We start from the raw sequence: 22,433 nt of genomic DNA, 5'->3' as shown, positions 1-22,433 counted from the left end.
ATGAAGACCAGATCGCTTCTTACGGGCCTCGCGCTCGCTTTTCTCACCTCGACGGCCCATGCCGGCGATGTGCGCATCATGTGGTATTCCGATGGCGTCGAAGGCGAGGTGATGAAAGACCTTGTCGGGCGTTTCATGAAGGAAAACCCCGGCATCAATGTCATACTCGATAACGTTGCCTATAGCGTCATCAAGGAACAGCTGCCGGTGCAACTGGAGGCCGGCAACGGGCCGGATATCGCCCGCGTCACCGCCATCAAGGAACTGTCGAAACACTGGCTGGACCTGCGCCCGCTGGTAAAGGACGCCCAATATTGGGACGACAATTTCGGGCTTCAGGCAGACTGGATGCGGCCGGATGGTTCCAACCAGATTTCCGGTTTCATGACGCAGATCACGCTGACCGGCGGTTATGCCAACAAGACCCTGTTCGATCAGGCCGGCGTGCCGATCCCCGGACCGAAGGCGACATGGGAAGACTGGGCGGCGGCTTCCAAGAAGGTGCAGGAAAGCCAGCAGGTGCCGTTCGCCATGGCGATCGACCGCTCCGGCCATCGCATCACCGCGCCGCTGCTTTCCTACGGCGCCAATTATATCGGCTCCGACGGCAAGCCGGCGCCGCTCGACAAGGGCGCGAAGGATTATCTCACAAAATTTGTCGGCTGGGCGGAAGATGGCACCGTCAGCAAGGATGTCTGGGTGTCTGCGGCGGGCAGCACCTATCGAGCCGCGGCCGATGATTTCATCAACGGCCAGCTTGCCTTCTATTATTCCGGCTCCTGGCAGGTGGCGAACCTTGCCACCAAGATCGGCAACAATTTTGACTGGGTCGCAGTCGGCAGCCCTTGCGGTCCGGCCGCCTGCACCGGCATGCCGGGTGGTGCGGCGCTGGTTGCGGTGAAATACACGAAGAACCAGAAGGACGTCGCCACCGTGATGGACTGGTTCGCGCAGGAAAACATCGTCAAGGAATTTTCCGAGCGCACGCTGTTCCTGCCCGGCCACAAGGCCGTGGTCGACAAGGGTGGTCTGGACTTCAAGTCGGACAATGAGCAGGCCAAGGCCGCGCTGAATGTGTTTGTGGAATCCACCAGGACGACGTCTGAAGCTGCGCTGAAACTGCCGGGCTGGCGCTGGTCCGACACGGTTTACGCGGCGATCGTCACCCGTATCGGCCAGACGCTGGCAGGCGAATTGAAGATCGATGATGCATTTACACGCATCGATGCGGATATTGCCCAGAAGGTGAAGGATGCGGGGCAGTGAGGAGCGGTCCGGGAAAAGCCGGTGCAATCGATCCAGTGAATCGATTGCAGTGACCAACGCTCGAAGCGCAAGCGGCGAGCCGATGGTTTGGCTGTTGCCGGCTCTCATATGGCTTGTGAATGGATCCTCGGGTCAAGCCCGAGGATGACGAAGGCGGGCTTTGAAGATGACGAAAGCAAGGCTTTGAAAATGGAGGCAGGTTGAAGGCCGCCGATACACACGCACGACGCCCAATGGGTGCCCCATCGCTCCCTCCACCGTAGTCATCCTCGGGCTTGACCCAAGGATCCATACCCAAGCCCGATGAACACGAAAAGGGAGCAAAACCGGTGAGTATATTCGCACCCCGTGCATTCTTCATCCGGGCCTGCATGACGGGAACGAGCCGATGACCACACCCACTGCCACCTCAAGGCTCTCCAGCCTCCTCATGGCACCCATCAACGTCGTCATGCGCATCATTGATGTGCCGCTGCGTCGCCTGCAGAAGGCGACCGGCATCGGAGGCATGGCGGCATTTTTCCTCGCGCCGAACATGCTGATCTTCGGCATTTTCGTGCTTCTGCCTCTGGTCATCAACTTCGTCTACTCGATGACCGGCGGCACCGCCTTTTTCCTCTCTGAGCGCGACTTTATCGGTGGCGCGCAATATTTGCGCCTGTTCGAGTGCCAGAACTATCTCGATCCGATGTCCTGCCAGGAGGATGCCTTCTGGACTGCCGTCGGCAACACGTTCTGGTTCGTGGTTTTACAGGTCTCGCTGATGATCCTGACGGCGCTGATCACCGCGCTGATCCTCAACCGCGAGCTGGCCGCCCGGTCCTTCTGGCGCGCCGTGTTCTTCTTTCCCGTGCTTCTGTCGCCGGTGGTTGTCGGCCTGATCTGGAAATGGATTCTGCAACGGCAGGGCCTGCTCAATTTCGGCCTCTATCAGTTCGGCATGGACCCGTACACGTGGCTCACCGACCGCAACTGGACCTTTGCCGCCACGATCGGTGTGTCGCTCTGGGCGCATATGGGTTTTTACGCGCTGATCATTCTGGCCGGCCTGCAGGCGATCCCGAAAGATCTCTACGAGGCGGCGGAAATGGACGGCACGAAACCGGCCCGCGTCTTCTGGCGCATCACCCTGCCGCTGCTGGCGCCGAACCTTCTGGTCGTCGTGGTGCTGGCGCTGATCAGGTCGGTGCAGGTGTTCGATGAAATCTACGTGCTGACCGGCGGTGGGCCGGGAACCAGTACGCTGTTCCTGACGCAATATATCTATGAAACCGGCTTTGCCTCGGCGCTGCGCAATCCCGGTCTGGCGGCGGCCGCCTCGATCCTGATGGGCACTGTGCTGGTGGTGCTGACACTGATCCAGCTCGGCATCGGTCGGCGCGGCGAAAACAAGGGGAAACGCTGATGGGAAAGGTCGCGCATTTCATTCTGCGCCGGCGAGGCACCCATAAGAGCGGCAACGGCTGGCATTGGACCGATATCTTTACCTGGGTCTGGCTGATCGGCGGCCTGATCATCATGTTCGGCCCTGCCGTCTGGCTGGTGTTTTCCTCGCTAAAAACACCGGCGGCACTGGCCGAATTCCCGCCATCCATCCTGCCCTATGTCACCAGCCAGGCGGCGGTCGAAGGCTATGACAAGCCGTTGATGCTCTATGACGCCAAGATGCCCGACGGTTCGACGCAGGTTCTCGCCGAAGTGCGGCGTATCGGGCTGGTGGCGCAGATGGTCGATCCCAAGGCGCCGGGCGAGATCGTCAAGGTCAATATCAACGACCGCACGCCGGTCAGAACCATGTCTTTCGCCACCAACAACTATACCGAGCCCTTCGTGCATTTCGATTTCCTGCGTTACCTCTGGAACTCGGTTTTCGTGACGGTGGTGGCGACAGTCATCACGCTTGTCGTCAATTCCATGGCGGCATTCGCGCTGTCGAAATACGAGTTCAAGGGCCGCTCGCTCGCCATGCTCGTCATCCTCGCGACACTGATGGTGCCGCTGTCGGTGATCATGGTGCCACTTTATTCGATCATCTCGTCGCTTGGCCTGTTCAACAGTCTATGGGGCGTGATCCTGCCGACGGTGGCGACGCCGACCGGCGTGTTCATCCTGCGGCAATACATGCTGACCATTCCCGACGAGCTGCTCGACGCGGCGCGCATGGACAAGGCGTCGGAATGGCAGATTTACTGGCGCATCGTGTTGCCTTTGACGGCACCGGCGCTGGCGGTTCTGGCGATCTTTTCGGTCGTCTGGCGCTGGAACGATTTCCTGTGGCCGCTGATCGTGCTCTCGCGGCGTGAGCTTTACACCCTGCAGGTGGGCCTGAGCATCTATTCCGGCGAACTCAATGTGCAATGGCACTTCATTCTGGCGATGACCGTCGTCACTATGATCCCGGTCGTGCTGGTCTTCATTTTCCTGCAGCGTTTCATCACCACCGGCATTGCCGGCACCGGCCTGAAGTAAGGGACACCGATGGGCGAAATCAAACTCACCGACGTCAAGAAATCGTTTGGCGCACTCGCGGTCCTGAAAGACATCGACCTGCATATCAGGCACGGCGAATTCGTCGTGTTCGTCGGTCCCTCCGGCTGCGGAAAATCGACCTTGCTGCGCACCATTGCCGGGTTGGAAAAGGTGACGGGCGGCGAAATCGAGATCGACGGCAAGCGCGTCAACGAGGTGACGGCGGCAGATCGCGGGCTTGCCATGGTGTTCCAGTCCTATGCGCTTTATCCGCACATGAGTGTGCGGCAGAACCTTGCTTTCGGGCTGGAGAATTCCAGCATGCCGAAGGCGGAGATTGCCGAGCGCATCAATGAAGCGGCGCGCATGCTGGAAATCGAGGCCTATATGGATCGTCGTCCGGGCCAGCTGTCCGGCGGTCAGCGCCAGCGTGTCGCCATCGGCCGCGCCATCGTGCGCCGCCCGACCGCATTTCTGCTGGACGAACCGCTGTCAAACCTCGATGCCGAACTGCGTGTCTCGACCCGTGCGGAACTGGCGGCGCTGCATGCCCGGCTGGGCTCGACGATGATCTATGTGACCCACGATCAGGTGGAGGCGATGACGCTTGCGCATCGCATCGTCGTCATGCGCGCGGGAAAAATCGAGCAGGTCGGCACGCCGCTGGAGCTTTATAACGAGCCGGGCAACCGCTTCGTGGCCGGTTTTATCGGCGCGCCGCATATGAACTTTTTGAAGGCCGATGTGCTGGCCATGTCTTCTGGCTCGGCGACGCTTTCCTTCGCCGGTGGTTATCGTGCGGACCTCAAGATCGGGCAGGCGAAACTGCATGTCGGCGAAAAGGTGACTGTCGGCGTTCGACCGCAGCATCTGGTCGTCAGCAGCGATCCGCAGCATCCGGCGGCGACGCTTTATCTGGTCGAGGCGCTGGGCTCGGAAACCGTCGTGCATGGCGATATCGGCGGCGAAAAGCTGCTGGCCGTGCTGCCGGGCCAGCAGACGCTCAATGCGGGCGACACGGTGCATTTCGACCTGTCAAAACCGGTCCTGCATGTGTTCGATGACAACGGGCACCGCCTGTTCACCCATCCGGGAAGCGGGGACTAAATCCTATCGGCGCTCGGCAATGCCAAGCGGCGTGGCAGGCGTCTCTTTTGGCACGCGGCCGTATGCATGCGGCAGCGAACAGGTCTTTAGCTGCGGCAGGACTTTAGTGCCAAAATGCTCGGCCTCGTCCAGATGCGGATAACCGGAAAAGATGAAGGCGCGAATGCCCATCTTTCGGTAGGCCTCGATTTCCGAAAGCACCTGATCCGTCGAGCCGACAATGGCGGCGCCGCAGCCGGAACGGGCACGGCCGATGCCGGTCCAGAGATGGCGCTCCACGTAACCGAACTGGTCGGCCAGTTCCCGCGCTCGTGTCTGATGCGACACACCGAGCGAGATGCTGTCATGCGCGCGTTCGCGGATCAACTTGCCGTATTCGTCATCGAGTTTGGAAACAAGGTGTTCGGCATATTCGCGGGCTTCCTGTTCGGTGTCGCGCACGATCATGTGCACGCGCAGGCCATAATCGAGCACGCGGCCATGCGCTTCGGCACGAGCATGCACGGAGCGCATGCGTTCCGCCAGCTGGTCCTTGCGCTCCGGCCACATCAGGTAGACGTCGCACTGCGCGCCGCAAAGCTCCAGTGCATCCGGTGAATAACCCCCGAAATAGAGGAGCGGCCCGCCATTTTGCTGGTAGGGGCGAGCGGGTTCTGTGGAGACGTTTTTGAACTGGTAGATTTCGCCATCGTGGTCGATCGTGTCGCGGGTCCAGGCCTGCCGCAGGATCTCAACCACCTCATGGCTGCGGCGATACCGATAGGTGCTGTCGGCGACCTCGCCCGGAAAATCCGAACTGATGACGTTAAGCGTGAGGCGGCCCTTCAGCATGTGGTCGAGCGTGGCGACGGTGCGCGCCAGCATGATTGGCTGCATTTCGCCGCAGCGGATGGCCGCCAGCATGTTGATGTTTTGCGTGATGGGCGCGCAGGCGGCAACAAAACTCAGCGTGTCCTGCCCGACCTGATAGGAGGAGGGGCAGAGGATGTTGCGAAACCCCAGTGTTTCAGCCTTTTTCACGATGTTGGAACAGTGTTCGAAGCTGGAGCGCAGGGCGCCATCGGGCACGCCGAGAAAGGCATAATCGTCTGAGCAGAGCGCGGAAAACCATGAGATTTCCAAGGCGTCAAGATCGGCGGAGCGGACGGGTACAACGGTCATCGGAATTCTCCTCCCCGAGATCGCCCCGAGATCGAATGCCTGTTGCGTAACATCGCGATTGATGTAAATCAATAGTGTATCAATTCGGCTGCGCGTGATGGGGGAGGGCATGCAGCAAACATCCGGCAGCCTGCCGATCTATCTGCAGATCACCGAGCTTCTAATCCGCGACATCGCGGCCGGTCGGCTGATCGATGGCGAAAAGCTGCCGCCGGAACGGGAGATGTCGGAGAAGCTTGGCATCGCCACCGGCACATTGCGCAAGGCGCTGGCGGAGCTGCAGTCGCGTGGCATGCTGGAACGGGTGCAGGGCTCGGGCAATTACGTGCGCGCCGTAAGCGATCCGAAAAGCATCTATGCGATGTTCCGGCTGGAACTGCTAGACGGCGGCGGCCTGCCGACGGCGGATATTCTCGATGTGCGGCGGCTGCCAAAACCCGGCGATCTGCCGGATTTCGGAACGTCTAACGAGGGGCATCGCATCCGGCGCATCCGCAAACTGTCCGGCACGGTGGCCGCGCTGGAAGAGATCTGGCTCGACGGCGATTACGCCGAGACCATCCGGGCGGAAGAGCTGTCGGAGTCGCTTTACCTCTATTACCGCACGGCGCTGGGTCTGTGGATCGTGCGGGCGGAAGACCGGATCGGTCTCGATATGGTGCCGGATTGGGTACCGGAAAATTTTGGTCGTCGGGCGGGAGAGTCGGCGGTGCAGGTGGTTCGCATCAGCGAAGCGCAAGACGGAAAACGGGCGGAGGTTTCGCGCACATGGATCGACCATTCGGTCGCTCACTATGTGTCGCGGCTGAGATAGGGCACGACATTATGGGAGGAGAGATGGCAGTGCGTTACGGCGTGATCGGCTGCGGCATGATGGGGCAGGAGCATTTGCGCAATCTGGCTTTGTTGCCGGATGCGGAGGTGGCAGCGATTTTCGAGCCGGATGCGGGCATGAGGGCGCGCGCCGCCGAGCTTGCTCTGGACGCCACAATGGTCGGGTCGCTCAAGGAGCTTCTGGCCATCGAGGCGGTGGATTGCCTGCTGATCGCCAGCCCTAACCATTTCCATCTTGGTCAGCTGGAAGAAATCGCGGCCATCCGGCCGCTGCCGGTCCTTGTGGAAAAACCGCTCTTCACCAATGCCGAGGACATCCCCCGCATCGAAACTTTGCGCCAAAAATATCCGGCGCCGATCTGGGTGGCGATGGAATATCGCTACATGCCGCCGGTAGCGCGGCTAATTGCCGAGGCTGAAGCCGCGACCGGCGGTATCCGAATGCTGACCATTCGCGAGCATCGGTTTCCATTCCTCAAGAAGGTCGGCGACTGGAATCGTTTCAATGCGCGGACCGGTGGCACGATGGTGGAAAAATGTTGCCATTTTTTCGATCTGATGCGGCTGATCCTGAAATCCGATCCGGTGCGCATCATGGCATCCGGCGGGCAGGCGGTGAACCATGCCGACGAGCGATATGACGGCCTGCGGCCGGATATCTGGGATCATGGCTACGCGATCGTCGATTTCGCCTCCGGCGCGCGCGCGATGCTGGAACTGTGCATGTTCGCCGAAGGATCACGCTATCAGGAGGAAATTTCTGCCATCGGCCCGACCGGCAAGATCGAATGCAAGGTGCCAGGGCCCGGGCGTTTCTGGCCGGAGCATCTTGGGCGCCCCCCGGTCGCCAAGGTGATCGTCTCGCCGCGCGATCCGCAAGGGCCGCGCGCGATCGATATCCCGGTCGACCCAATGCTTCTGGATGCCGGAGACCATAACGGCTCGACCTTCTACCAGCATCAACGGTTCTTGCGCGCAGTTCGGGGCGAGGGACCGGTGGAAGTCACGCTGGACGATGGCCGATGGGCGGTGAACATTGGATTGGCGGCCCAGCAATCCGCCTTGACGGGCAAGGTCGTGACATTCTGATCGTCATGAGCAAGACGGCGCGCCAGCCGGCCATGCTTCCCGCCTCTACTGATCGAATGGCGCTTCGTTGGCGCGTTCCCGATGGACGCCGGCCTGCTGCTATTCCGTCAGTGGCTTCAGGATGCGAAGCCGGTCACCGGGAACGAGGGCGACGGTACCGTCCTGCTCTACCGCGGCAAGAACCTCGAAGATTCCATCTTTCGAAAAACCTCGGGCAATTAACGGGTCGAGGATATCGGTTAGGTTGATGGTCTTTTCGGGTTCGGCTTTCAAAACGCGCAAGCGCGCCATCAGGGCGATTTCGGTGTCGGTGAATGTGCTCATTACGCCGGGTAACCCCAATCTCCGTGCGATGGCAAGGACTTCTGCCGCCGTCCTGCCCCTTATACGATATCGGACCCGCTTCGGTTCCATTGGCTCCCTTGCGGGCCAGAACCCTAACCTTCCGCCAATCGTTCAATATGCTCATTCAGCAACCGCATGATGTCATACAGGCTGGCGCCAGGGGGTAGCACTATATCGGAGAAGATTGTCTCGACGATCTGAAACCCCAGCGACCTGTAGCTCTCGAACTGCGATTCGCTGAACCACTGGTCGGCCGTGCTTTCATGCGGAAATGTCGGGCTTTCATTCGCATAGGCACGCACACCGGCATCCCCGGTGCCGTGATAGCCCGGTTTGATGTAGAGGATATAGCCATCCTCTCCCCCTCCGTCGGCCTCGGCATAGCGGATCCTTCCCACCGTGTAATAGGGGCTTCTTGCCAGGCCCATGCCGGTCACGCTGCGTGGCTTGAGCTGATCGAGATGTGGAAAGCTAACCTTCACCCCCAGATCGATCCCGATTTTCCGAACCGCATTGCCGAGGTCAGCAAAGCTGAAATCTTCGTCCTGCCCGGCGTCGGACAGGACGATCGTGCGACAACGGCGCCGAACCATTTCGTAAAGGCCGAGATTTTCGAAATGCCCGCCGTCCGACAGGTTGACATAGACCCGCTCCGCCGTGGTCTGGCCGAAAGCCTCCAGAAGCCAGGGAACGAGCGCCTGCCGGGGTCCGGCGAGGTCCCACAGCCCTCGTCCCTGGGGGCCGGGATTGGCAAGCCACCATCCGAGCCGGACATTGAACAGCGCAAACAGCAGCGTGATCGAAGGCGTGGAATTATAGCCCATCGCCGGATTGGCCGCGGCCCCGGAAACGGCCATGGCGGTACCCAGTGAAATACCGAGCTTGCCGCCATAGCGTTCCGACTTCTGATAGGCGCCGGCGAAATTGCCACCCGTATCTCTCGGGCAAAGATCGGCCGCGCCGGAAAATCTAGGCGTCACGGTAAAGGACATGGCCTTGCGCTGCTGCCACGCCCTGTTGCGTGTCGATACGATATTGAGCGTGGCATTGAGGACATGAAACAGTCGGCCATGCCGGGCCTCTTCGTTCGGCGCCTGCATTTGTGGCCAAAGGTCTTTCATTAAGGGGTTGTCTTTAAGATCGAAGCCGGTGAACCGGCTGGGATCGCGTCCGCGGTGCGTGGCGCCGAGATAGGCGCGCACGAGACGGTTTCGGTACAGGTCGTGCAGGGAGAAACGGTTTATGTTGACGGTGCGCGAGACGATGGCTGTCACCAAGCCGGCGGCCAGCATTGCGATGAAGAGGCGGACGACTAGGTCATCCTGCCTCAGCACGGTCTCGACGGCGCTGCCGAACAGAAGCCCGAACAGAAAATTGGTCTCGTTGTCGAGAATTGTAACACCCTCGCTGCGAACCGGACCAAGAAGCGCATCGAGCAGCGAGCCACCGACGACGAGAATATCCAGGAGGGCGGAGGTGACGACGAGCACGAGCGCGAGGAATATCTGGCCGCCGCCGATCTGAAGCAGACGCTTGAAACGCGCGAAACCGCCGACCACGTCCTGACGGTCCGGCTGGGTGGCCAGAAGCCCGAGGGCAGCGGTGCCGGCAAGGCTGCCGCCGATCAGCGAATGGTAGAGAAAATAGGTTTCCGAGCGCAGCAGATCCGTCAGACGGGAACCGAGCAGAGCCAGTAAGGTGATCGCCGTCCAGGCCACACCGGAGATGACGAACCAGCCGGCGGCCCGGGCGAACCATTCGCGCTGGGCATCCGACCGGGTCTCCGTGCTGGTGGCCGCGACATAGATCGTCTCAGCCGTGATCTGCGCCATCAGGAACCACGGCGGCCCCAGGACCGCGAGCGCCAGAAGCCTCGCAGGAGCGTAATTGATTTCCAGCAGGAGATGGATGCCGACAAGGATGACGCCGGACCACGCGAAGCCCGAAAAGAACCATCGCAACAATCGCAACCAGGGATTGTGCCTAGGGGTGTCCTGGTCGGTGTCCGTGTCGGTATCGCGCGGGTCCCTGAAGTGGGGAAAGGCCATAATGCCGCTGGCCAGAAAAATGGTGGGTCCGACCAGCATCACGTTGAGCCAGTGCGGCGACCATTGCTGCACGCCGATCGGCAGGATCGCCCATGTGGTAAACACCGTTGCCCCCAGGATTGCGGGCACGAGGTCGAAGAGGACGAATTTCTTCTGGCCGCGGCCATTGCCGTCCTGAGCGTAATTGCCGAGCGTATAGCACTGCCCAACGATAAGCGCGACTGTGCCGAGGGCCAGCAGGCTCATGTGATGGCGATAGTCATGGGCCATCGGGCTGCCGGCCCCCAGAAAAGACAGGCCGGCAAGAGCGAATTTCAGGAAAAGCAGCAAGGTTGCCAGCGCGGAAATGACCAGCAGCCAGTTGAGCGTCATGTTGCGCACGACCATGGTGGCCGCGGTCCAGGTATCGGCGGAGGTCAGTCCGATCTTGGGCGTCAGGTAGTTGCTGTCGCGGCGCAGGTTCTGAATTGCGGCCGGCTCGATCGACGGCCCCTGCGGACGTTCGACCAGTTGGGAATGAACCGAGGCGAAATTTTCCCGGTGCAGCCAAGCGGACAGCCAGCTGCCGATATAGCCGCCGCCCGAAACCGAGGATATGAACTGGAAGCGGCCCAGCAGCGAAACGTCCGCCGATGCCGCAGCCTTGCCCCGGCGCGGCTGCGAGGCAAGGCCCTGAATGACCCCCAAAGCGAAAGTCGCGCTGCGGATGCCGCCGCCGGAAAGGCACAGGGCTGAGCGGTCGAGCCCGTTCAGGGCGCGGTTGAATTCCACCCCCCGCAGTCGCGGCGACAGTTCGACCTTTTCGATCTGGAACGCCTCGTCGCGCAGGATGGCTGCCGTATCGGAAAAATCCTCGACCTCAGCGCGTTTGTTTCGATTGTCGGACATGGAAACATCCTATTTCCGCGAGAAATCCTTGAGAATGACTTCGGCCGCCTTCTCCGCGACCATGTAGATGGCGCTGACGATGAAAAAGCCGGGAATGCGGGGAAACACGCTGGCATCCACGACCCGCAGGCCGGTGACGCCATGGACCTGAAAATCGCCGGAGAGCACGCCGAGACGGTCACGCGGACCGATCGAACAGGTGCAGGAGGCATGGTGCCCCCAGGCGTGATTGCGCACGAATGTCCGCAATTCGTCGTCGCTCTGCACTTCGGGTCCCGGGAGCTCCTCGCGTTTGATAATGCCCTTGCGGATCAGCTTTGCCGTCATGGTGCGCACGAACTTGATCCCCGCGACAACGGAATCGAGATCGGCGCCATTAGCGTCGTTGCCCTCCTCGAAATAGGAGAATTCGATCTGCGGCGGATCGCGTGGGTCCGCCGTTCGTAGCCTGACCGTGCCGGCCGTGTTGACGGTATGCGCCTTGAGGATGGCCCAGGTGAAATAATTGAGATGTTTCGGGAACAGGGCCGAATAGCCGGGAAAATATCCGCGGAAAAGGCCGATCAGGCCGAAGCAGAAGAGGTCCGGCAGGGGACGCTGGGGCATGGACCGCTTGATCACCGCCAGAACCGCCCCGTTGGTGGTGTAGACGCCCTTGCGCTTGTTCTTCCACTGATCGTATTGCGGATCGCCTTTCGAAAACTTGGCACCCTTGAGGATTTCCCAGTCCTTGTTCATTTCGTTGACGACGCCGACCTCGTAGCGATCCTGCATATTGGTACCGACACCCGGTAGATCGACCCGAACGCCGATACCGTGCTTGCGCAGTTCCTCCGCCGGGCCGATTCCGGAAAGCATCAACAGTTGCGGTGAGTTGAATGCGCCGCCCGAGAGGATGACTTCGCGCGTACACCGCACCGTCGAACGCTTCGGCTCCTGCGGGTTGGGATCGGCCGTTGCGCGGTAGAGCCGCTCGCCCAGCATGTATTCGACGCCGACCGCGCGGTTTTTCTCGTCGAACAGGACGCGGGTGACCAGCGCGTTGAGCAGCAATGTCAGGCGATCGGGATAGGCGGCCATCGTTTCGAGAACGCGCTCACGGGTGCTGAGCCTTTGATGGCCGCGATTGGTGAGCGGCGGGTAACGCAGGCCGGTGGCATTGCTTTTCACCAGCCGCCAGTCGTTCAGATCGCCCTGGCTGCGCAGGAACCAGTCGAGCCCTCTTTCCTGGTTCGGTTGCTCCTCGATCGCCTTCGCAGTGCTGTCGATGATGGTCAGCACGAGGCTGGTATCGCCGAGCGCCTGCAAGGGGATGGCTTTTTGCACCGTCAGCCATCCCGCCCAGCCATGCCGTGTCGGATTGATCCCGAGTTTTGCCAGCCAGCGGTAGGGCAGGGCCCGATGCTTGCAATTCTCCAGCCGCTCGAACAGCTTTCGCATATTCTCGTGGTTCCAGCTGTTATCCCCCGTCAGTGCGGCAATGTCGTCCCAGTCGGCATTGTGCGGATAGACGAGGATCTGTGCATTATGTGCCGTGCAGCCGCCCAGCGTTCCGGCTCTCGGGTAGAGAACGCCGTTCTTCTCCGGCACGAATTTCGGATCGCGTTTCTGCTGCTCCTGGTCGCGATAGTGCCGGACGAAATATTCCCAGCGCATGCCTGTGTTCTCGGTCGAGAAGGCGTGAAAGGCCGGCACGTCATAGTCGTCGGGTAGGCGGTTGTCCTGCGGATAAGCGGGATCGCTGCCCGTCTGGGTCCGCGGATCCCCTCCCGCCTCGATCAGCAGCACCCTGGCGCCACCTTCGGCAAGGCGGGCGGCCAGTGTGCCGCCGCCGGCGCCGGATCCCACCACGATATAGTCATATGACTGATTGCCGACGGCATCGGTGACCATGCTCGTTCCCCTTTGGCCCTGCAAAGCTTATGCGGTGCGGACAATGCCGTCCGCCGTCCTCACAATGTTTTCAGAAAGGCGATCAATGCCTCCTTGTCGGGATCGCTCAAAGCCGGCGGCGAAGGGACGCCGGCGATGGCCGGCACCTGTCCGGTGCCGAAGTAATGGCCCCGGTTGACCTCGAAGTCAGGGCATTTGCTCAGTTCCAGCAGAGGCTCTCTCAGACTCTGGAAGACCCGGACGGCCTGCTCGTCGCTGGCGCTGCCGTCGAGCTCCTTCAGCTTGCCCTTGATGTCGAGCACGAGTTTCAGGAGCTTGGCGTCATGCTCGACATTCTGCGCCAGATTGGCATCGTCGAGACGCAGGGGAAGGTTGGAGAGGAGATTGACCGGCGTGCCCTTGGGTATCGGACCAATCCTGACGCCGCCGTCGCCGAACAGCCAGGGCAGCCAGCGTTCCAACGGCTCCAGCAGGGCCGCCAGTTTCGGCGGCAGGAAGCCTGCGGAAATCGACAGATATGAGGCGTCAGTCGTCCGGTAGATTTCGCCAACGCCCTTGTTGCCCAGCAACGTGTCCTTCCGGCGCCGCTCGGGCCACAGCATTTCCCGGATGCTGGCGTCAAAGGCGTTCACGCGATATTCCACGGTCGGATTGGGCGTGTCGAAAGGCAGGCCCGGACCGACGCTGTTGTTGAGCAGATAGGGCGCGGTCGACCAAAGGGCCGCAAGCGTTGCCGGGCGCGTATAGCCGCGTCCGCCAGCCGGCATCACATAGTCCTTCTGCTCGCCGCTGAACGGGTCACGCACCTTGATCGTGCCGACCGAGGGCAGGTCCTTGTAGCTCTGCGAGGTGAAATTGTCCCAGATATTGCCGGCAATGCCGTTGGTGGCGAGCGGTGAGCAGGCATTGGTGGCCAGAAGCGTGACCGGGACGCGCATTTCAGTCGACAGGAAATTGCCATCGAGGAAATCGGGCTTCAGGGCGATGTCCCGCATGGCCGCCTTGTATGTGGGCGTCTGCACATAGGCCCAGTAGGCATTCCATCGTTTCAGGTAGTCGCGGCCGATGCCCTCGCGCGGGTCGGCGTGTGGTGGGACGGCGGGCTGCTTGGACGAATGACAGGCCGCGCAGTTTTCCGCAAAGACCTCGCGTCCTCTTGTTAGAACGGCCGCGTCGGTGGACAGGTATCGCGCCCCGTCGGGAGCGTTGGCCAGCAGATGCGGTGCGCCGATATCCTTGTTGAGGAAAAACTGCGCGACGAAGGGCGTCTGGCTTTCGGTCGCCTGCCAGTAGACCGAGTTCTTGCGGCCGTCGCTGATCCTGATCGGAGTGACGTCCTTGCCACCCACCAGGGCGTTGAAATGTAACAGCCATTCCTCACTGAACAGACCGATATTGATATAGACGCGATTGAGTGCACCCAGAGCCCCGACAGAATCGGCGCCGTCTTTGAGGACATGCGGGGTCAGGACCGTATCGGGTGTTCTGAACGTGCCGTTATAGGGTTCGTAACCGGGAAAATCCTTGAACTGCTTGTTTTCCAATCCGCCGCCGGCCAGTTTTTCCTTGCCCAGCCTCAGCCCCAGTTCAAGGCGTTCCTTTGTCATGTAGACGGCGTTCATCGTGCGTGGATTGTTGATATAGTCGGTCGAGACGAGCGACGTGTCGAGCGTGCCGGGCTTGGCCGTATGCACGAGTTGGAAGATGAAATTCTTCTGGTCCGCGCTCCAGGAAAAGATCCGGTCGATCCAGAAGAACTGGGCGCCTACGATCGATGAAAGGTTGTCCCATTTGGGATTGTTCGGATCAACCGGCGGGTTCACCGGATCCGGCCCGACATGACAGAAGCCGCAGCCCATTCCAACACGATAGGGACGGATCAGATCGCGGCGGTTGTAATAGCTCGGATCGGTATAATAGCGCAGTGCATCCCATTCCTTGGCCGCATCGGCATCGAATTCCGGATTGGGAAACAGTCGCAATCCGACAATGCCCGTCGGCTCGCCATAGTAGGATCCGACAGGCAGCGTCTTGCCGGTCTCACTGTCGATGACGGTGCCGCGGGCGCCGACCTTGACGCCCGGATATTTCGTCTCGTTGGCGAAGGGATCGGGTGCGCAATTGGGATCACGAATGTCCAGCCACAAGCCGAAGCGGTCATTGTCGGCTTCGGTCGTCTTGCGAAAACACGGTTCGTTGACGACACCGAGATATTGCCAGCGGTTGTCGCGACTGGCCTTGAGGCCGGGATAGTTCGAAATCGTCTTGAGAAGATCGAATGTCCCATAGGCCGAATTGGTCAGCGCATCCCAGAGCCGGTCGTTGCCGGCGGTCCACAGGATCCAGTTGTTGCGGCCCTTGACCTCGTCCACCGACAGCTTGACGCCGCGGTAACCGCCATCCATCTGCGCGAAGAAATCCTCGTCGGCGGGGGGCATGGTTTCCAGCGTGCGACCCGCCTGCATCGCCTCGTCGGTGACGAAACCCGGCCGCGGCCCGCGCTCCAGCAATTGTACGACCACGATCACGGCGACGATCCCGACGACCGCGCTTAGCCCCCACCACAGAACCTTCTTCCCCACCATGACAGCCACCGCCTGCAGAGATGATAATATCTCGTTAAAGTTGTATCGCAGTCCGTGGCGCATTTCAATATTCTAAATTGCGAGCGCTGCGGTGGGGCAGGAGGGCGAGCGGGGACGGCAGAGCGCACCCCGATAGACGCGCCTTCGTCGCAAATGACCGGCGGAACACTGCACCCTTGCGTCGCCCACCGGCTGTTGGCCGGGCAAGTCGCAATATGCCCGGCGTGCGGGAAGCACCTGCCCCGATACCCTGCCAAGGGTGATCGTTCATTTTGCGCCGTGTGCAGCTTTGGCGACGTCACTGCACTGTCAGAACCATGGGGTCGCAGGCCGATGCACCGACGCTCAAACCCAAACCGAAGGCTGGGGTCAGCGAAACTTTGTGTGCCGCCACGCTCGGTAGGCCGCCGCTTTCAGGGCATAGCGACGTCAACCCACCGTTAATGGCGAGGTCGGCGGATCGGCGATACCGGTCGCCTGCCGACGCGTTCAGCCGCGGCCGAATTCGTCGCTGACCCGGACGATATCGTCCTCGCCGAGATAGGATCCGGTCTGCACCTCGATCATTTCCAGCGTGATCCTGCCAGGATTATAGAGGCGGTGAAGGTCGCCTTGCGGAATGTAGACGGATTCATTTTCCCGGACGAAAGTCACCTTGTCGCCGATCGTCACCTCGGCGGTGCCTCTCACGCAGATCCAGTGCTCCGAGCGATGAAAGTGCTTCTGCAGCGAGAGTTTCTTGCCGGGGAGGACGAACAGGCGTTTCACCTGGAAGCGGTCGCCGTTGAGGATGGATGTGTAGCCGCCCCAGGGACGATAGCAGGTGGGATGCGTCTCGGTGAGGTTGGAGGTTGCGGTGGCGGCGGCGAGATGCTTGACCAGCGCACCGACCTCCTGGGCCGCGTCGAGGCGGCCGACATAGACGGCGTCTTCGCTGGCAATGACTGCGACATCCTTCAGACCCTGCACCGCCAGATGCGGCGCGCGCGACAGGATCAGCGAATTTTCGGTGTCGAGAACGGTGGCATGGCCGATAACGACATTTCCGGCGTCGTCCCTGCTGCCGGTCTTCCAAACCGCGTCCCAGCTGCCGAGGTCCGACCATGCAAAGGTGGAGGCGACCACGGCTGCGTTTTCGGTTTTTTCCATCAGAGCGTAATCGATCGAAATATCCGGGCTGGCTTCGAAAGCGGCTTCGTCGAGCCTTACGAAATCGAGATCGATCACGGCTTCATCGACAGCCTTGCCGACACTTTCATGGACATCCGGCGCATAGGTTTTCAGTTCGTTGAGAAGCAGATCGGCGCGCGCCATGAAGATGCCGGAATTCCAGAAAAACCCGCCGGCTTCGAGCATGGTTTGAGCGGTTGCAAGCGGGGGCTTCTCGACAAACCGCTTGACCCGATAAGCCCCGGTGGGAAGCCGATCGCCCTGTTCGATATAGCCGTATCCGGTTGCCGGTTCCGTCGGCTTGATCCCGAAGGTTACGATCTTGCCGTCCGCGGCCGTTGCCCGGGCGGTCGCGATGGCGCTCGCCCAATCCTCATCGGCTTCGATCTGGTGGTCGGAAGCCAGGAGTTGGAGAAGCGATCCTTCGCTGAAATGGCGCCGCAGGAACAAGGCAGCCGCGGCGATGGCGGCCGCCGTATTGCGTGCAACCGGTTCCAGCAGAATGGCGGAAAGGCGGACTCCCGCTTCACGCGCCTGTTCAGCGACGTTGAAGCGGAAATCCTTATTGGTGATGACGATCGGCGCTTCATAGAGTTCGGGATCGGCGACACGGGCCAGCGTCTGCTGGAAAAGCGAGGTTTCGCCGACCAGACGAATGAACTGTTTGGGGGCGCTCGACCGCGACAAGGGCCACAGCCGGGTCCCCTTGCCGCCTGCCATGATGACGGGGATGATTTTCTGGGTCATGGAACGTCTCCGCATCAGGCTATCAATGATGCGGGGAAGAAACCCCAAAGAACTCAATGTTGCAACAGAAAAGACGGACCTTTGGCGCGGGGCGCCGCGGATCAGTCCAGGGCGCCTTGGCCATGCGTGTTCATCCAGGTCTGCAGACGTGACAGAACCGCTGCAAGCAATGCCAGTGAGGATGTTTCGTCCGCAGCTTCTACATAACACCGCATTTCCGGCGCGTTGCCGGATGGGCGCAGATGCACGATCGAGCGGTCGGCAAGCGTCACCCGCAAGCCATCGATATCGCTGACCGAGGCGACCTCCCCGATCGGTGCGAGAAAAGCCGAAAGGTTGGCAGGCGCCTGCCGCAGATGCGCCATGAGCGCCGTGCTGTTTGCGATCGGAATATTTTCCAGGCGATCGGCGGCCGCACATGGCAGGCTGAAGCTTGAGGCGAGTGCCGACAACGACATATCCTGCTGTCTGGCCAGGAAAAGAGCGGCAAGGATGGGCAAGAAGCTGTCGCGTGTCGGAAGTGCCGAAAGGATGGTGTCCGAGAGGACAAAATCGGTCTGCGTCAGAACACCGCCATTGGCCTCGAAGCCGACAATCGCCGTGTCGCCCCGACGATCCGCCTCTGCCATGCCGGCGATCACGAAGGGCGAGCCGACGCGGGTGCGGATCACCTCATGGTCGCCCACCGCCTCGATACCCGAGTTCGATGTGACCGGCGTGACGATGACCTTCGCATCCAGAAGTCGGGCGACCATCAGTCCCAGAAGGTCGCCGCGCAGCGGCTGGCCTGTCTCGTCGGTCACGAGCGGCCGGTCGCCATCACCATCGGCTGAAACGATGGCATCGCAGCCATGCTCCCTGGCCCAGGTGCGCAGGAGGTCGATCGTCTGGGGAGAAACGGCTTCCGTATCCACCGGAATGAACTGCTCGGACCGTGCGAGCGCCACGACCTCGGCGCCATAGCCGGCCATGATAGTCACCAGCGCATCCCGGGCAACGGTACTGTGCTGGTAGACACCGATCCTCAGGCCGGACAGCGCGCCAGCCGGCAAGATCCGACGGTTGCGTTCCAGAAACAGCGCCAGGGCCTCGCTCTCCTCGCTCGGTGCCGAGCCAGGCGTGAGGTCGACGATGGCATCGTCGAGAACCGGCGCAAGGCCGCTGATGGCGCTTTCGTCCGCCTTGTCGATCTCGCCGTCCGGGCGATAAAATTTGATTCCGTTGCGATCGGCAGGAATGTGTGAGCCGGTGATCATCAGCGAAGCACAGCTCTGGGTCATCGCATAAAGCGCCAGGGCCGGGGTGGGGATCGCTCCGCAATCGACGGGCTGCAAGCCGGCGCGCGACAGCGCGCCGATACAGGTGGCTGCAATATCGGGTGTTGAAGGGCGATAATCGCCGGCGACAAAGATTCGGTCGCCCGGTTTTACAAGACCTTTTTCAAGCATATGCCGCGCGAAGGCGGTTGCATACAAGGCCGCCGCGTGTCCCTGCAGTTCCGAGACGAGGCCGCGAAGTCCGCTGGTGCCGAATTTCATGAAAGCTCCCGTTCGCATAATCGCTGTGTGACAGACACATACGGCAGAGAACGGGTAATTGTCACGGTCGTCATGACGCCGCGGTACCGGCAGGCATCCACTCTTTTTCATCGCAGGTTTTAGGGTATGCGGATGGCGGCCGAGACGTTCGATTGACCGGCAGACAGGGTCGGTATAACGCGCGGGTCACCCACATCGGCGCCAAACCCGGCATGCCGGGGCCGCGGCTCACTGTGATAATTTATGGTCAAAGGCGCTGTGGCTGGGGCGCCAGGATTCCCAGCTAAGGAATCCGCCTCTTTTCAAACCTCTGAGAAGGCTGGACTTGCCCCGGAAAAGTGGAGAGGTTTTCTTGAGTTGAAAGTAAACCGCTATAACGAAGAAAGTGCCGTTCACGAAGGAATTTGAACGGGAGGCCGTGGGACTTGCGGAAACGAGCGGTCGCACGCGGCGCGAGATTGCCGATGATCCAGGAATAGGATTATCGCCGTTGACACGCTGGCTGAGCCGCCACCGTGATGCCGTTGGGGACGATCCTGAGAGGATGGGATGCGGGGCAACGGTTCGAATCCGCTCAAGAGCTCGAAGATCGATAACAGGCAGCTTGCTGCGAAATGTTGCCAAGCCAAGCGGCCGCAGCCGCGGATTTCGGATCAACTCAATCAATCAGCATCTATCCGAGCATATGACCTGTGACCTGGAATGGATTCTTCGCTGACTGGATCGAAAAAGTGGATCATCTGATTAGCGAGGGAGATTCCGACACGTTGGCCTGGAGCAAAGTCGACACGTTCACTGACAACACAGGTTATCTCTGTGCCACTGAGTTCCAGCAAAACGTGAGTATCCGCCCCTGTGGGCTCGATGACCTTCACGATGGCTTGCGCGCCTTCCCTTGCTTGCACAGTCACGTTTTGTGGACGAAAGCCGATAACGACGTCGCCCGTTGTTAGTGAGGGGATCGAAGGAAGCGGCAGCATCACGCCATCGGCCAGCCTCAACGACTGGCCCTCGATCGTCCCGCGCAGGAAGTTCATCGCTGGTGAACCGAGAAAGCCGGCCACGAACATGTTGTCTGGCCGATCATAAAGTTCAAGCGGCGTTCCCACCTGCTCCACGCGGCCGCCCCGCAGTACCACGATGCGATCGGCCATGGTCATGGCTTCGATCTGATCGTGGGTCACGTAAATGATGGTTGCTCCCAGTCGCTGGTGCAGGGCCTTGATCTCGGCGCGCATCTGCACGCGAAGCTTAGCATCGAGGTTGGACAGCGGCTCGTCGAACAGGAAAACGTCAGGATCACGGACGATCGCTCTGCCCATTGCGACGCGCTGCCGCTGGCCGCCAGAAAGCTGCGAAGGCTTGCGGTGAAGAAGAGGCGTCAAGGCAAGTATCTCTGCCGCCTCGGCTACCTTCGTCTTGATCTCCGCCTTCTTGGCACCGGCGATCTCAAGTGAAAAGCCCATGTTTTGCTCCACCGTCATCTGAGGGTAGAGCGCGTAGTTCTGGAAGACCATCGCAATGTTGCGGTCCTTTGGGGACAGCGCGTTCACCACCCGCTCACCGATCGAGACGCGCCCGCCTGATATGTCCTCCAGGCCAGCAATCATTCTAAGAAGAGTTGATTTTCCGCACCCGGAGGGACCAACCAGGATAATGAACTCACCATGCCTGATGTCGAGGGACACGCCCTGGATGACATCCAGGGCGCCGAAGCTCTTGCGCAAGTTATCGACTTGGACTGTCGCCATGATCGACCTCCTATCTCATACGCCGCGGGCGGATTCGAACCGCGAGGTACGGCTTGCCCGGAAGTTTAAGCCCAAACGCAGCCGTGAAGGCGTTGGTAATATGCGAGCCGCCGGTGATGCGCTGGGGATGAACACGCGGCAACGGAGCCTTCTCCAGCGGCGTGATTGTCATGTTCCAAACGTCGATCAGGTCGATCTCCCAGTCGCCATCCTCTTCCGGCAGACCCAGTGCCCATTCCATGGGTTGGTGCTCCGAGAAGTAGATGTATCGAACGTCACCGTCACGAACGGCCGATACCCTCTTGAAGGGTGTGCCGCGCTCGAGCAGGGGCGTCAGGCCGTCTTCGGCATCGTCTTCCAGAATATCTCGTAGGAACGCGATCCGAGCCGGCGCTTCCCCGCGCAGCACGCCTCCCTTCGCCCACCATAGCTCGTCGTCTTCATGCATGAAGGTCTCGCCATGGCCGATATAGCCACCCCGGCACAGGGTAAGCCAGTAGCGGTCGACGAGCTCATGGCCGTGAATGTTGCCCCATTCCTTTGGGATGTTGCCTTCGTATTCCGGCTCGTCGTTGATCACTGGCTTGCCATAGGCCTGACGCCAGTCGATCGTTTTCTTCACGTCCCAGTTTTGAATGCAGACGTGGTCCACCCAAGGCTTCCGGTGGTCGTAATTCTTGTCGACGTCGCCGTTATGGATCGACTTTAGGTGGCGAAGGTGATCACCCTCCTCGATGATCTGGAAGAATCGATCCCACCGTTCCATTGGCTTGGTGTCGAGCAGGAAGTCGTATTCATTCGCCAGCGACCACCAAACGTTGCGATAGGCGGCGATGCGGGCAACGATGTAGCGGAGATACCGGAAGTCCTGTTCTTCCGTCATGGTGCAATAGCCCCACCGGTCATATGGATGGAAGAGGATGATGTCGGCCTCAATGCCCATTTCCATGAGCCGCGCTATCTGGGCTTCGAAATGGCGGAAGCCCTCGAAGTTTGGCCTGTCCATGTCATGGCTGCCGTCTGCCCGCTTTTCATAAATATCGTGCAGTGGCTCATTTGTGTTGTAGATATAGTCCTTCGGGAACACGCCCATGCGGATCTTATTGAAAGGCGCATCTGCCAGCGTTTTCAGCGTCTGCTCCTGCAATTCGAGGGACTGGTGAGTCCAAGCGTAGCAGGTGGTCCCGAAAGGCAGGTAAGGCTTGCCATCAGCATAAGCGAAGTGGAATTGGTTGCGAATCCTGACCGGCCCATGGACACCAGGGCGGGCAGGACCAACGGTTAACGTACTCTCTCGTCCGGAAAGAGCTGCGGCGGAAGAAGTGGTTGTGATCCGCCATTCGCCCTCTGTGTCAGGGCAGAAGCGCACCTTGTAGAGGCCGTCGCCGTCGTAGAAGCCGGGTACCGCCACATCGCGGTTTGCAAGTGAGAAGGTGGCGCCGAAGGTCACGTCGAGGTAAGGGTTCCCCTCGGAAGGACCTTCTACCGTGTACTCGAAAACATCCCAACGACTTACTTGTTCAGTCATTACTCACTCCTCAG

At 60.5% G+C, this 22,433-nt stretch carries 15 protein-coding genes and 1 pseudogene; 7 read left to right on the top strand and 9 right to left on the bottom strand.

The features are described 5' to 3' along the window. The 4 genes from ACQKKX_RS07680 (at position 1) to ACQKKX_RS07665 (ending at position 4,842) form a co-directional block, all read left to right on the top strand. Positions 1–1,266 carry an ABC transporter substrate-binding protein gene (locus ACQKKX_RS07680; RefSeq protein ID WP_427569943.1) on the top strand — a complete coding sequence of 422 codons (1,266 nt, stop codon included), beginning with the start codon at positions 1–3 and terminating at the stop codon, positions 1,264–1,266. Between the two features lie 388 nt (positions 1,267–1,654). Continuing rightward, on the top strand, positions 1,655–2,671 hold the full coding sequence (locus tag ACQKKX_RS07675) for a carbohydrate ABC transporter permease (RefSeq protein ID WP_427569942.1): 1,017 nt from the start codon (positions 1,655–1,657) through the stop codon (positions 2,669–2,671). Continuing rightward, positions 2,671–3,735, top strand: coding sequence for a carbohydrate ABC transporter permease (locus ACQKKX_RS07670; RefSeq protein ID WP_427569941.1), 1,065 nt, complete (start codon positions 2,671–2,673; stop codon positions 3,733–3,735). Before ACQKKX_RS07675 ends, ACQKKX_RS07670 begins: the two co-directional genes overlap by 1 nt. Before the next feature lie 9 nt (positions 3,736–3,744). After that, the gene (locus ACQKKX_RS07665) at positions 3,745–4,842 is read left to right on the top strand and encodes an ABC transporter ATP-binding protein (RefSeq protein WP_427569940.1); all 1,098 of its coding nucleotides are present in this window, start codon (positions 3,745–3,747) and stop codon (positions 4,840–4,842) included. A gap of 3 nt (positions 4,843–4,845) precedes the next feature. Here the strand turns inward: ACQKKX_RS07665 and ACQKKX_RS07660 are convergent, their stop codons facing one another. Then, on the bottom strand, positions 4,846–6,003 hold the full coding sequence (locus ACQKKX_RS07660; protein ID WP_427569939.1) for an LLM class flavin-dependent oxidoreductase: 1,158 nt from the start codon (positions 6,001–6,003) through the stop codon (positions 4,846–4,848). A 109-nt stretch (positions 6,004–6,112) separates the two neighbouring features. On the opposite strand from ACQKKX_RS07660, the gene ACQKKX_RS07655 reads away from it, so the two are divergent. Beyond that, positions 6,113–6,817, top strand: coding sequence for a GntR family transcriptional regulator (locus tag ACQKKX_RS07655; protein WP_427569938.1), 705 nt, complete (start codon positions 6,113–6,115; stop codon positions 6,815–6,817). 23 nt (positions 6,818–6,840) lie between these two features. Beyond that, on the top strand, positions 6,841–7,926 hold the full coding sequence (locus tag ACQKKX_RS07650; protein ID WP_427569936.1) for a Gfo/Idh/MocA family protein: 1,086 nt from the start codon (positions 6,841–6,843) through the stop codon (positions 7,924–7,926). 99 nt (positions 7,927–8,025) lie between these two features. Here ACQKKX_RS07650 and ACQKKX_RS07645 read toward each other — a convergent pair whose 3' ends face one another. From ACQKKX_RS07645 to ACQKKX_RS07620, 6 genes are all read right to left on the bottom strand, one after another. Beyond that, entirely contained in the window at positions 8,026–8,250 is a 225-nt protein-coding gene (locus tag ACQKKX_RS07645; protein ID WP_427569935.1) for a hypothetical protein, read from the bottom strand. A 113-nt stretch (positions 8,251–8,363) separates the two neighbouring features. Then, complete coding sequence (locus ACQKKX_RS07640) at positions 8,364–11,207, bottom strand: hypothetical protein (RefSeq protein WP_427569933.1); 2,844 nt, start codon at positions 11,205–11,207, stop codon at positions 8,364–8,366. Positions 11,208–11,216: 9 nt separating this feature from the next. Further along, the gene (locus ACQKKX_RS07635; protein ID WP_427569932.1) at positions 11,217–13,100 is read right to left on the bottom strand and encodes a GMC family oxidoreductase; all 1,884 of its coding nucleotides are present in this window, start codon (positions 13,098–13,100) and stop codon (positions 11,217–11,219) included. Positions 13,101–13,159: 59 nt separating this feature from the next. Beyond that, positions 13,160–15,685: a hypothetical protein gene (locus ACQKKX_RS07630; protein WP_427569931.1), complete on the bottom strand. Its 2,526-nt coding sequence runs from the start codon at positions 15,683–15,685 to the stop codon at positions 13,160–13,162. 489 nt (positions 15,686–16,174) lie between these two features. Continuing rightward, complete coding sequence (locus tag ACQKKX_RS07625) at positions 16,175–17,602, bottom strand: mannose-1-phosphate guanylyltransferase/mannose-6-phosphate isomerase (RefSeq protein ID WP_427569930.1); 1,428 nt, start codon at positions 17,600–17,602, stop codon at positions 16,175–16,177. 101 nt (positions 17,603–17,703) lie between these two features. Beyond that, positions 17,704–19,140: a phosphomannomutase gene (locus ACQKKX_RS07620; RefSeq protein WP_427569928.1), complete on the bottom strand. Its 1,437-nt coding sequence runs from the start codon at positions 19,138–19,140 to the stop codon at positions 17,704–17,706. A gap of 373 nt (positions 19,141–19,513) precedes the next feature. Here ACQKKX_RS07620 and ACQKKX_RS07615 point away from each other — a divergent pair. Next, positions 19,514–19,663 (top strand): annotated as a pseudogene (locus tag ACQKKX_RS07615) (IS3 family transposase); the annotation flags it as partial. A gap of 139 nt (positions 19,664–19,802) precedes the next feature. Here the strand turns inward: ACQKKX_RS07615 and ACQKKX_RS07610 are convergent. Both ACQKKX_RS07610 and ACQKKX_RS07605 read right to left on the bottom strand, forming a co-directional pair. Then, positions 19,803–20,891 (bottom strand): ABC transporter ATP-binding protein, encoded by a 1,089-nt coding sequence (locus ACQKKX_RS07610; RefSeq protein ID WP_427569926.1) that lies wholly within the window; start codon positions 20,889–20,891, stop codon positions 19,803–19,805. 10 nt (positions 20,892–20,901) lie between these two features. Next, a complete protein-coding gene (locus tag ACQKKX_RS07605) occupies positions 20,902–22,419 on the bottom strand; it encodes a DUF5060 domain-containing protein (RefSeq protein ID WP_427569925.1) in 1,518 nt (505 codons plus the stop codon). Positions 22,420–22,433 lie beyond the last annotated feature (14 nt).

This window comes from Neorhizobium sp. NPDC001467 (assembly GCF_050275975.1).
Lineage (GTDB): Bacteria > Pseudomonadota > Alphaproteobacteria > Rhizobiales > Rhizobiaceae > Neorhizobium.
The sequence above is the reverse complement of the archived record's forward strand: the minus strand, read 5'-3'. Positions and strand labels throughout refer to the sequence as shown.

Excerpts from the sequence above, each read along its gene's own strand:
- ACQKKX_RS07680 (WP_427569943.1), top strand. The coding sequence starts at position 1 with ATGAAGACCAGATCGCTTCTTACGGGCCTCGCGCTCGCTTTTCTCACC.
- ACQKKX_RS07675 (WP_427569942.1), top strand. The coding sequence starts at position 1,655 with ATGACCACACCCACTGCCACCTCAAGGCTCTCCAGCCTCCTCATGGCA.
- ACQKKX_RS07670 (WP_427569941.1), top strand. The coding sequence starts at position 2,671 with ATGGGAAAGGTCGCGCATTTCATTCTGCGCCGGCGAGGCACCCATAAG.
- ACQKKX_RS07665 (WP_427569940.1), top strand. The coding sequence starts at position 3,745 with ATGGGCGAAATCAAACTCACCGACGTCAAGAAATCGTTTGGCGCACTC.
- ACQKKX_RS07660 (WP_427569939.1), bottom strand. The coding sequence starts at position 6,003 with ATGACCGTTGTACCCGTCCGCTCCGCCGATCTTGACGCCTTGGAAATC.
- ACQKKX_RS07655 (WP_427569938.1), top strand. The coding sequence starts at position 6,113 with ATGCAGCAAACATCCGGCAGCCTGCCGATCTATCTGCAGATCACCGAG.
- ACQKKX_RS07650 (WP_427569936.1), top strand. The coding sequence starts at position 6,841 with ATGGCAGTGCGTTACGGCGTGATCGGCTGCGGCATGATGGGGCAGGAG.
- ACQKKX_RS07645 (WP_427569935.1), bottom strand. The coding sequence starts at position 8,250 with ATGAGCACATTCACCGACACCGAAATCGCCCTGATGGCGCGCTTGCGC.
- ACQKKX_RS07640 (WP_427569933.1), bottom strand. The coding sequence starts at position 11,207 with ATGTCCGACAATCGAAACAAACGCGCTGAGGTCGAGGATTTTTCCGAT.
- ACQKKX_RS07635 (WP_427569932.1), bottom strand. The coding sequence starts at position 13,100 with ATGGTCACCGATGCCGTCGGCAATCAGTCATATGACTATATCGTGGTG.
- ACQKKX_RS07630 (WP_427569931.1), bottom strand. The coding sequence starts at position 15,685 with ATGGTGGGGAAGAAGGTTCTGTGGTGGGGGCTAAGCGCGGTCGTCGGG.
- ACQKKX_RS07625 (WP_427569930.1), bottom strand. The coding sequence starts at position 17,602 with ATGACCCAGAAAATCATCCCCGTCATCATGGCAGGCGGCAAGGGGACC.
- ACQKKX_RS07620 (WP_427569928.1), bottom strand. The coding sequence starts at position 19,140 with ATGAAATTCGGCACCAGCGGACTTCGCGGCCTCGTCTCGGAACTGCAG.
- ACQKKX_RS07610 (WP_427569926.1), bottom strand. The coding sequence starts at position 20,891 with ATGGCGACAGTCCAAGTCGATAACTTGCGCAAGAGCTTCGGCGCCCTG.
- ACQKKX_RS07605 (WP_427569925.1), bottom strand. The coding sequence starts at position 22,419 with ATGACTGAACAAGTAAGTCGTTGGGATGTTTTCGAGTACACGGTAGAA.